Source organism: Paraliomyxa miuraensis (assembly GCF_026337845.1).
Taxonomy (GTDB): Bacteria; Myxococcota_A; Polyangia; order Nannocystales; family Nannocystaceae; genus Paraliomyxa; species Paraliomyxa miuraensis.
Genome location: NZ_JAOVZF010000057.1, coordinates 1 through 411, shown reverse-complemented (window position 1 = coordinate 411; position 411 = coordinate 1). Strand labels below are relative to the sequence as shown.

The 411-nt window shown below is 67.2% G+C and carries 1 protein-coding gene; it reads right to left on the bottom strand.

The features are described from left to right. On the bottom strand, positions 1-411 hold a 411-nt coding region (locus OEB96_RS00245; protein ID WP_266213365.1), incomplete at both ends, for a hypothetical protein.

Sequence of the window (411 nt, the reverse complement as noted above, 5' to 3'; positions counted from 1 at the left end):
CCCGTGCCGGGCTCGTGGATCACCCAGCTCTCGTGCCCCGCCGCATTGATCATCGACTCGGGATGCACGCCCTCGGCGTCCCACGTGGTGGTGGTTGTGCGAACGTCGTCCTGGAGGTTGGTCAGGGTGGTCGTGATCACGTTGCCACGGCCGTCGTACCCATACGTGGTGTCGAGCCGCGCCACCGTGTCGTTGGGAGCAAAGGTCGAGCTGGAGACGGCCCCGGTGGCCGGATCGTAGGTCGCGGTGTGAGCACGCTCGACACACCCACCACCCACGCAGCTCTGCTCGCTCCACGCCTCGGCACGGCCCACGATCCACGCGGATTGATCGTCGAGCATCGCATCGACCTCGTAGATCCGCTGCTCGGCGTCGTTGGTGGTCGTGGAGGAGACGATCGTCCCCAGGCCG